General features: G+C 37.9%; 9 protein-coding genes. All 9 read left to right on the top strand.

Annotated features, from left to right (window positions below; all coding sequences use genetic code 11):
* The first annotated feature begins 74 nt into the window (after positions 1 to 74).
* Positions 75 to 1,538: a CoA-acylating methylmalonate-semialdehyde dehydrogenase gene (locus BAU27_RS23405; RefSeq protein WP_071772110.1), complete on the top strand. Its 1,464-nt coding sequence runs from the start codon at positions 75 to 77 to the stop codon at positions 1,536 to 1,538.
* 154 nt (positions 1,539 to 1,692) lie between these two features.
* Positions 1,693 to 3,627: a 3D-(3,5/4)-trihydroxycyclohexane-1,2-dione acylhydrolase (decyclizing) gene (gene iolD / locus BAU27_RS23410; protein WP_071772111.1), complete on the top strand. Its 1,935-nt coding sequence runs from the start codon at positions 1,693 to 1,695 to the stop codon at positions 3,625 to 3,627.
* A gap of 122 nt (positions 3,628 to 3,749) precedes the next feature.
* Positions 3,750 to 4,646, top strand: coding sequence for a myo-inosose-2 dehydratase (iolE, locus tag BAU27_RS23415; protein WP_071772112.1), 897 nt, complete (start codon positions 3,750 to 3,752; stop codon positions 4,644 to 4,646).
* Positions 4,647 to 4,718: 72 nt separating this feature from the next.
* On the top strand, positions 4,719 to 5,717 hold the full coding sequence (locus BAU27_RS23420; RefSeq protein ID WP_071772113.1) for a LacI family DNA-binding transcriptional regulator: 999 nt from the start codon (positions 4,719 to 4,721) through the stop codon (positions 5,715 to 5,717).
* Between the two features lie 65 nt (positions 5,718 to 5,782).
* A complete protein-coding gene (locus tag BAU27_RS23425; RefSeq protein WP_071772119.1) occupies positions 5,783 to 6,628 on the top strand; it encodes a class II fructose-bisphosphate aldolase in 846 nt (281 codons plus the stop codon).
* Between the two features lie 102 nt (positions 6,629 to 6,730).
* Entirely contained in the window at positions 6,731 to 7,522 is a 792-nt protein-coding gene (locus BAU27_RS23430) for a 5-deoxy-glucuronate isomerase (RefSeq protein ID WP_071772114.1), read from the top strand.
* Between the two features lie 182 nt (positions 7,523 to 7,704).
* Positions 7,705 to 8,589 (top strand): Rpn family recombination-promoting nuclease/putative transposase, encoded by an 885-nt coding sequence (locus BAU27_RS23435; protein WP_071772115.1) that lies wholly within the window; start codon positions 7,705 to 7,707, stop codon positions 8,587 to 8,589.
* Between the two features lie 370 nt (positions 8,590 to 8,959).
* Positions 8,960 to 9,154: a helix-turn-helix domain-containing protein gene (locus BAU27_RS33615; protein WP_483295356.1), complete on the top strand. Its 195-nt coding sequence runs from the start codon at positions 8,960 to 8,962 to the stop codon at positions 9,152 to 9,154.
* 89 nt (positions 9,155 to 9,243) lie between these two features.
* A partial coding sequence (locus BAU27_RS23445) for a helix-turn-helix domain-containing protein (RefSeq protein WP_175546557.1) occupies positions 9,244 to 9,371 on the top strand: 128 nt, incomplete at its 3' end.

The raw sequence follows: 9,371 nt of genomic DNA on the forward strand, positions 1-9,371 counted from the left end.
CATCATAAACCAATAATCAAGTAAAGGCGTATCCTATGGACGCTTCTACATTACATAAAAGGGAGAGAATGAATATGACAGTACAAACAGCACAAATTGTAAAAAACTATATTGGTGGCGAATGGGTAGAATCCTCTTCAACTAAGATGGAAGCTGTATATAATCCTGCAACAGGAGAAGTAATCGCTCAAGTACCACTTTCAACAAAAGAAGATGTTGAACAAGCTGTACTAGCAGCAAATGAAGCGTTCAAACATTGGTCTAAAACAGCTGTACCAAAACGTGCTCGTATTCTATTTAAATATCAACAATTACTAGTAGAGAACTGGGAAGAGTTAGCGAAACTTATTACGATTGAAAATGGAAAAAGTTATAACGAAGCTTACGGTGAAGTTCTTCGTGGTATTGAGTGCGTGGAATTTGCAGCGGGTGCTCCTACATTAATGATGGGAAAACAGCTTCCTGATATTGCGACAGGTATTGAGTCTGGTATGTATCGTTACCCAATTGGTGTTATAGGCGGGATTACACCTTTTAACTTCCCAATGATGGTTCCATGCTGGATGTTCCCACTTGCGATTGCATGTGGTAATACATTTGTGTTAAAACCTTCAGAGCGCACACCACTTCTAGCTGCAAAATTAGCCGAATTAGCTGAAGAGGCTGGTTTACCTAAAGGTGTATTAAACATCGTCAATGGTGCACACGATGTAGTAAATGGTCTTCTTGAACACAAATTAGTGAAAGCAATCTCGTTTGTAGGTTCTCAGCCAGTTGCAGAATATGTATACAAAAAAGGAACAGAAAACTTAAAACGTGTTCAAGCGTTAGCGGGTGCGAAAAACCATTCCATTGTATTAAATGATGCGAATCTTGAACTAGCAACAAAGCAAATTATTAGTGCTGCATTTGGTTCAGCTGGTGAGCGTTGTATGGCTGCTTCTGTTGTAACAGTACAAGAAGAAATTGCAGATCAATTAATTGGAAGACTAGTAGAAGAAGCAAACAAAATTGTAATCGGCAATGGTCTTGATGAAGATGTATTTTTAGGACCAGTTATTCGCGATAACCATAAAGAGCGCACAATTGGTTACATCGATTCAGGTGTAGAACAGGGCGCTACATTAGTTCGTGATGGACGTGAAGATACAGCGGTAAAAGGAGCTGGATACTTCGTTGGTCCAACTATCTTTGACCACGTGACAAAAGAAATGAAAATCTGGCAAGATGAGATTTTTGCTCCTGTTTTATCAATTGTTCGTGTGAAATCATTGGATGAAGCGATTGAAGTTGCGAATGGGTCTCGCTTTGCAAATGGAGCTTGCATTTATACAGATAGTGGGGCAAGTGTACGTCAATTCCGTGAAACAATTGAATCAGGTATGTTAGGTGTAAATGTTGGTGTTCCAGCGCCGATGGCATTCTTCCCATTCTCTGGCTGGAAAGACTCTTTCTATGGTGACCTTCATGCGAACGGTACTGACGGCGTTGAATTTTACACAAGAAAGAAAATGCTTACATCTCGTTGGGAAAAGTAATCATTAAGAGAGAAGTAGAATCTCTCTAGTTGTTCGTAAGCGAAAGTAACGTAAGTATTAAAACATAAGAAGGAAGTATTAGGAGTCTATCAAATTCCTGATACTCCTTTTTCATATGCAGAATGACGGATAGAGATAGAAAGGAGCAAATAAAATGCAAACTGTTAGAATGACGACGGCGCAAGCATTGGTGAAATTTTTGAATCAGCAATATGTAGAGTTTGATGGAGAGCAACAAAAGTTTATTAAGGGAATCTTTACGATTTTTGGTCATGGAAATGTAGTGGGCCTAGGTCAAGCTTTAGAAGAAGACGCAGGCGAATTAGAAGTATATCAAGGGAGAAATGAGCAAGGGATGGCAAATGCTGCGATGGCCTTTGCAAAACAAAAACACAGAAAACAAATTATGGCATGTACTTCTTCTGTTGGTCCTGGATCAGCAAATATGGTTACCTCTGCTGCAACAGCTTCTGCAAACAATATTCCCGTTTTACTACTTCCAGGTGATGTGTTTGCAACGAGACAACCTGATCCTGTTCTTCAACAAATTGAACAAACGCATGACTTATCTATTTCAACGAATGATGCCTTTCGTGCTGTAAGTAAGTATTGGGACCGGGTGAACCGTCCTGAACAATTGATGACAGCTATGATTCATGCCATGCGTGTTTTAACGAATCCGGCAGATACAGGAGCTGTAACAATTTGTTTACCACAAGATGTTCAAGGGGAAGCGTGGGATTTTCCAAGTTACTTCTTCCAAAAGCGTGTTCACCGTATTGAACGTCGTCTACCTACAAAAGCCAGCTTAGCGGATGCGGTTGAAATGATTAAGAGAAAGAAAAAGCCGGTTATGATTTGCGGTGGTGGTGTAAGGTACGCAGAAGCGGCAGAAGAACTAAAACAGTTTGCTGAAACATTCCACATTCCATTTGGAGAAACGCAAGCTGGGAAAAGCGCGATTGAAAGCAGTCATCCATATAATCTTGGCGGCATTGGGGTAACTGGAAATTTAGCAGCCAATACAATTGCAAAGGAAGCGGATCTTGTTATTGGAATCGGGACGAGATTTACTGACTTTACAACTGCATCTAAACAATTATTTCAAAATGAAGAAGTTGAGTTTTTAAACATCAACATTTCAGAATTTCATGCGAACAAGCTTGATGCATTGAAGGTTATAGCAGATGCGAAAGAAGCGCTGCTTGCGCTAATAGATGAACTGCAAGCAATTGATTATCGTTCTAGTTATACAGTAGAAATCGCAGATGCAAAAAAGGCTTGGTCTACAGAATTAGTACGCCTACACAGCATTCAGTTTACAAATCAAGATTTTACGCCAGAAGTCAAAGGTCATTTCGATGAGAATTTAAATGAGTATGTAGACGCACTTGGTACACAATTAACACAGACTGCAGTCATTGGACAAATGAATACATTACTTGATGAAGATGCAATTATCGTTGGTGCGGCAGGAAGTCTTCCGGGTGATTTACAAAGAATGTGGGCATCGAGCAAACCAAATACATATCACATGGAGTATGGATACTCTTGCATGGGCTATGAGGTTGCAGGTGCACTTGGTGCAAAGCTAGCTGAACCATCGAAGGAAGTATATGCAATGGTAGGGGATGGTAGTTACCAAATGCTTCATTCTGAGCTCGTCACAAGTCTTCAAGAAAACAAAAAAATTAACGTCTTATTGTTTGATAACTCCGGATTTGGCTGCATTAATAACTTACAAATGGGCAACGGAATGGGGAGCTTTGGAACAGAGTTTCGCTACCGAAATCAGGAAACTCGTAAATTAAACGGGGCCATTATGAAAATTGATTTTGCAGCTAGTGCGGCGGGATATGGCGTGAAAACGTATCGTGTTACATCGATAGAACAATTACAGGAAGCACTTAAAGATGCGAAAAACCAAACGGTTTCTACATTGATTGATATTAAAGTATTACCAAAAACAATGACAGATGGATACGAGTCATGGTGGCATGTAGGTGTTGCAGAAGTATCTAATAGTCAAAGTGTACAAGCTGCGTACGAGAGTAAAGTAAGTAACTTGCAAAAGGCAAGATCTTATTAGATTAGGACACAAAGAGAGCTTTTTATCTACATGCATATTGTTTAGGAAGCTATCTTTTTAACGAACAGATAAGAGAATTTGGCGAAATTCTATAACATTTTGCAAAGAGGAGAGACAAGGGAATGTTTAAAGAAAATACAATTAAACTTGGAATTGCACCAATTGCTTGGACAAATGATGATATGCCGGAGCTAGGAGCAGAAAATACCTTTGAACAATGTATTAGTGAGATGGCACTAGCTGGATTTAATGGAAGTGAAGTAGGTAATAAATATCCGAGAAATACAGTTGTATTGAAAAAATCTTTGGAATTACGAAACCTGGAGATTGCTAGCGCATGGTTTAGTATGTTTTTGACAACGAAGCCGCTTGAAGAGACTGTACAAGCATTTATTAAGCATAGAGATTTCTTGCATGATATGGGTGCAAAAGTCATCGTTGTTTCAGAGCAAGGACATAGTATTCAAGGTTTAATGGATGTACCGCTATTTAAAAACAAGCCTATTTTTACAGAAGTAGAGTGGGATAAGCTTGCGGATGGGTTACATCACCTTGGTAAATTAGCTCAGGAAAAGGGGCTACATATTGTATACCATCATCATATGGGTACGGGGGTTCAAACAACGGCAGAAATTGAAAAGTTAATGGATATGACTGATCCAGATTTTGTATCTCTGCTTTTTGATACAGGTCATCTTGTTTTTTCAGGAGAAGAGCCGCTTTATATTCTGAAAAAATATTTACCTCGTATTAAACACGTACATTTAAAAGATATTCGCCAGGAAGTAGTAGATGCTGTAAAGAAAAACGAATTAAGCTTCTTACAGGCAGTGAAGAATGGTGCATTTACAGTTCCCGGGGATGGTGTAATTGTATTTGATGAAGTGTTTACTATCCTTGCAAACTCTAATTATAAAGGGTGGTTTGTGGTAGAAGCAGAGCAAGACCCAGCTTTAGCGAATCCTTTTGAATACGCATTAAAAGCCCGAAAGTTTATACAAGAAAAAGCAGGTCTTTAATTTCCGCATTGTGAGACTACAAGTTTCAATGACATATAAGGAATATGTAGTAGTAGGAAAAGGAGGTGTCATATGAAACCAACAATTTATAGTGTTGCAGAGGAAGCTGGTGTATCTATATCAACTGTTTCAAAGGTAATTAACCGGACTGGAAATATAAGTGAGCGTACAAGGGGAAAAGTACTTCAGGTTATGGATCAACTAAATTACCATCCAAGTGTCGTGGCATCCGCTTTAACAGGAAAACAAACAAAAATGATTGGTCTTCTCATCCCTGACATCTCCAATCCGTTTTTTGCAGAAGTAGCAAGAAGTATTGAGGACCGAAGCTATGAACTAGGATTTCATGTGATGATATGTAATACGGATAATGATGCACAGAAAGAAAAGAAGTATTTATCATTGTTAACTCGTCAAAGAATTGATGGTCTTATTATTGCTTCAGCTTTTCGAAATGCTAGTTTACTAGAGAATATGGTAAAACAGGATGTACCTGTTAGTTTAATCGCTTCAGAAATCTACAATTTATCCGTCAATACTGTAACCGTAGATGATTATAAAGGCGCTTGTTTAGCTACGTCCTATTTACTATCTTTACGGCATAGGAAGATTGCTATCATTACAGAGGATGCCAAAAGTAATCAGCTTCGCTTACGTGCTTTTAAGGATGTTATGAAAGAAGAGGGAATAATTGTACCACGAGATTATGTAGTGAAAACGGAAGCGACAATTCAAAGTGGATATGAGAGTGCTAAGCAACTCTTGAGACTACCAGAAAGGCCTACCGCGATTTTTGCCTGTAATGATTTATTGGCGATTGGGGTCATGAAGGTTGCTAAAGAAGAGGGCCTGAATATCCCTGAAGATTTATCAATTATTGGTTTTGATAATACAGTACTTTCTACTACGACAACCCCTATGTTAACGACCATTGCCCAGCCAATGAAGCAAATGGGTACAAGGGTAGTAGAGATGCTCGTTGAAGAGATGAAACACCCAAAACTTTGTAAGAAACGTTTGCTTCTTACCCCTGAGTTAATTATTCGGCAATCAACTTTTCCTCTTACATAAGGAGTAAAAAGACGAGACGTTTGTTTTTCCATTCAATAAATAATATTGAAAAAGGTGAAGATGTAATGCCATTAGTTCAAATGAAGGATATTTTAATAAAGGCAAATCAAGAGAATTATGGGGTCGGAGCTTTCAGTGTCGCTAATATGGAAATGGTAATGGGAGCTATTCAAGCAGCAGAAGAGTTGCGTTCGCCGCTTATTCTACAAATTGCGGAAGTTCGTTTGAATCATTCGCCAATTCATCTGATTGGTCCTTTGATGGTTGCTGCGGCGAAAAAAGCGACTGTCCCAGTAGCAGTTCACTTTGATCACGGTATGACGTTTGAAAAGATTAAAGAGACGTTAGAAATTGGTTTTAGTTCGGTTATGTATGACGGCTCTCACTTTCCATTAGAAGAGAATATCCATAGGACAAAAGAAATTGTAGCGCTTGCGAAACAGTACGGAGCGACGGTAGAGGCTGAGATTGGCAGAGTTGGTGGTAGTGAGGACGGATCAGAAGATATTGAGATGTTGCTGACAAGTACTAAAGAAGCAAAACAATTTGCAGAAGAATCAGACGTAGATGCGTTAGCTGTTGCGATTGGAAATGCGCACGGTATGTACAATGGAGATCCTAATTTACGATTAGACCGCCTACAAGAAATTAATGAGGTAGTTCGTATTCCACTAGTATTACATGGTGGTTCTGGCATTAGTCCAGAGGATTTCAAGTTATGTATTCAACATGGTGTTCGTAAAATTAATGTAGCAACAGCCACGTTTCAGAATGTAATTACTACGGTAAATGCTGCTGTGGGGAATTCTCCCTATTCAGATTACTTTACATACCATCAAGATGTTATTGAGGCCGCATACGAAAACGTTAAAAATCATATGCGAATATTCGGAAGTGAAAACAGAGTATAACCAGAAAAGCTTTCTTCATTAATATTAGAAGAAATTCGAAATTTAGTTAGCTGAAAAAGGTAGAGAATTATAGAGTATCCATTTAACAAGGGGGAGAACGTCATGTTAGGAAAATTAGGCGAATTAAAAGAAGGGTTTAATGTATTAACAGAAATGAACGGTCAATGTAGTGATATGTTAATGGATATAGGCATATATAAGATGTCTAATGGAAAAGAAGAGTTGCTATTTGATAATAAGAATGAAACGGCAGTTCTTTTACTAGAAGGGGCAATACGTTTAGAGTGGGAAGGAAATGTAGAAGTTATTCAAAGAGAGTCTGTTTTTGAAGAAAACCCTTGGTGTTTACATGTGGCTAAAAATGTGAAAGTTACAATTACTGCTCTGTCAGATAGTGAAGTGCTTGTTCAAAAAACCGATAATCACCAAGAATTCGCGTCCAAGCTGTATACTCCAAATGAGTGTCAAAGTGTTGTAGCCGGAGAAGGGGTATGGGAGGGAACAGCACAGCGTGTTATTCGTACAATTTTTGACTATAACAATGCGGCATATTCTAATATGGTAGTAGGAGAAGTTATTTCTTATCCAGGGCGATGGTCCAGTTATCCGCCACATCATCACGACCAACCAGAGGTATATTATTATCGCTTTAACAAGCCGCAGGGATTTGGGTGTGCAATGGTTGGTGAGGATGCTTATCGCGTTGTACATAATAGCTTTATTACAATTCCAGGTGAGTTAGATCACCCACAAGCAACAGCGCCCGGCTATGCGATGTATTTTTGTTGGATGATTCGACATCTTGAGAATAATCCATGGAATGATCGTATCATGGAGGAAGATCACAAGTGGTTATTAGAACGAAACGCGAAAATTTGGCCGGAAAAGGAATAGACGAAAATAAAGGTTCTAGACAAAAACGATGTTACTTGTGATTGTTTTTGTGCAGAACCACCAATTTTTTTGCGAATTTAGGCAGGTTCTTATGTTAGATAGCATAAGAGCCTATTTGCATGTTCTACCTTTTTTTATGTACAATAAGGATAAGAGATAATATAGACAGGGAGAGGAAACCCATGTCCACTAAATTAGTAAATTTACGCATTGATTTTGCTTTTAAACAGTTATTTGGGACGAAAGGAAATGAGGAAATTTTAACAGGTTTCTTAAATGCAATTCTAGAGGAATCTTTAGAGGCACCAATTACATCGCTACAAATAGATGATCCGCATCTCCATAAATCTTATGAAGATGATAAGTTATCGATTTTAGACCTTTTAGCAACACTAGATAATGGAACACAAGTGAATATAGAAATTCAGCTTCGAAATACACATGATATGGTGAAGCGATCTTTATATTATTGGAGTAAACTTTATACATCCCAAATGCAAGAAGGAATGCCATATCGTTCACTTCGGAAAACAATTACCATTAACTTACTAGACTTTATTTTGTTTTCTCAGGATGATACATTTCATACCATTGGACAATTATGGAATACAAAAATGCAGCAACTATTAAGTGACGACATTGAAATCCATTTTGTAGAGATACCGAAGTTGGTAAAACAATGGCGTGAAGAAAAAGTAAACCCGTGGGAAAATACATTTGTTCGTTGGATGTTATTATTGCCAGCACATGAAGATGAACATTTAACTCAAACATTGGAGGAGATTGCAATGAATCAAGATCCAATTTTACAAAAGGCTATAAATAAATGGGAAAATATGAGCCATGATTCTTCTTTCCGAATAGCATATGAAGCTCGAGAGAAGTTACTTCTAGATGAACAAGCTAAGCTAGCGCATGCAGAACAAGAGGGTATGGAAAAAGGTATTGAGCAAGGTAAGATGCAAATGATTCGAGGGATGCATGAAATTGGTGTACCGCTTGAAACTATTGCAAAAGCAAGTAAGTTAAGTGTGGAGGAAATAGAACGTATCTTGAAATTAAAGTAAATATATATGAACATACAGAACTCATGAATAGAATACAAATTTGTATTCTATTCATGAGCAAAAGGGTTCTGGTGCACAAACACTTGTAAATTATTTTGAAGTTTTTGCACCAGAACCCTTTTTTTATAGTTTTAAAAATTTTTTTAATGAAACACCACCCTTACCCTGATTCACTTAGGGTTTCTACATACACGGCATGGAATAAATATATTCTTCTAAATGATTTGTATAAAAAAGTGCGCCATTGAGATAAGATGGCGTACTTTTTATTTGTAAGGATGAGTCAAAATGTCGCTACGACTTCTTTAATTCGGTTAACAAGCTGTTTAGAGACATCAACAATTTAATAAAGCGGTTTTAATTGCTATTTATGTTATATGAGATTATTACACCGAGAGAAGTGAGTGATCGATGGGGGATTACTCCTGATACTTTACGAATGAAATTGAAGCGTAGTTGTTGCTTTTATCATTTTAGCCAAGAAGACTCCTTCCCCAAGGAACGCGAAGTGAGTAGGTGGGAGATGAATTGGCTTCGGACAAGGGATGGCAGGAAGCCATCTTAATTGTTCGACATACATAAACTGTTACTTCACTACCTATCGAATGTATGTTTGTTGTATAATAGACACATATCGAAATGGAGGTGAAATGAATGATGATTAATAAAGCATATAAATTTCGTATCTATCCAAATAAAGCACAGGCAATCCTAATCAATAAAACGATTGGCTGTTCTCGTTTTGTATTCAATCATTTCCTATCTCTATGGGATAATGCATA

It is taken from the genome of Bacillus sp. NH11B, assembly GCF_001884205.1.
Taxonomy (GTDB): domain Bacteria; phylum Bacillota; class Bacilli; order Bacillales; family Bacillaceae_G; genus Bacillus_A; species Bacillus_A proteolyticus.

Excerpts from the sequence above, each read along its gene's own strand:
- BAU27_RS33615 (WP_483295356.1), top strand. The coding sequence starts at position 8,960 with ATGTTATATGAGATTATTACACCGAGAGAAGTGAGTGATCGATGGGGG.
- BAU27_RS23430 (WP_071772114.1), top strand. The coding sequence starts at position 6,731 with ATGTTAGGAAAATTAGGCGAATTAAAAGAAGGGTTTAATGTATTAACA.
- BAU27_RS23405 (WP_071772110.1), top strand. The coding sequence starts at position 75 with ATGACAGTACAAACAGCACAAATTGTAAAAAACTATATTGGTGGCGAA.
- BAU27_RS23420 (WP_071772113.1), top strand. The coding sequence starts at position 4,719 with ATGAAACCAACAATTTATAGTGTTGCAGAGGAAGCTGGTGTATCTATA.
- BAU27_RS23435 (WP_071772115.1), top strand. The coding sequence starts at position 7,705 with ATGTCCACTAAATTAGTAAATTTACGCATTGATTTTGCTTTTAAACAG.
- iolE (WP_071772112.1), top strand. The coding sequence starts at position 3,750 with ATGTTTAAAGAAAATACAATTAAACTTGGAATTGCACCAATTGCTTGG.
- iolD (WP_071772111.1), top strand. The coding sequence starts at position 1,693 with ATGCAAACTGTTAGAATGACGACGGCGCAAGCATTGGTGAAATTTTTG.
- BAU27_RS23425 (WP_071772119.1), top strand. The coding sequence starts at position 5,783 with ATGCCATTAGTTCAAATGAAGGATATTTTAATAAAGGCAAATCAAGAG.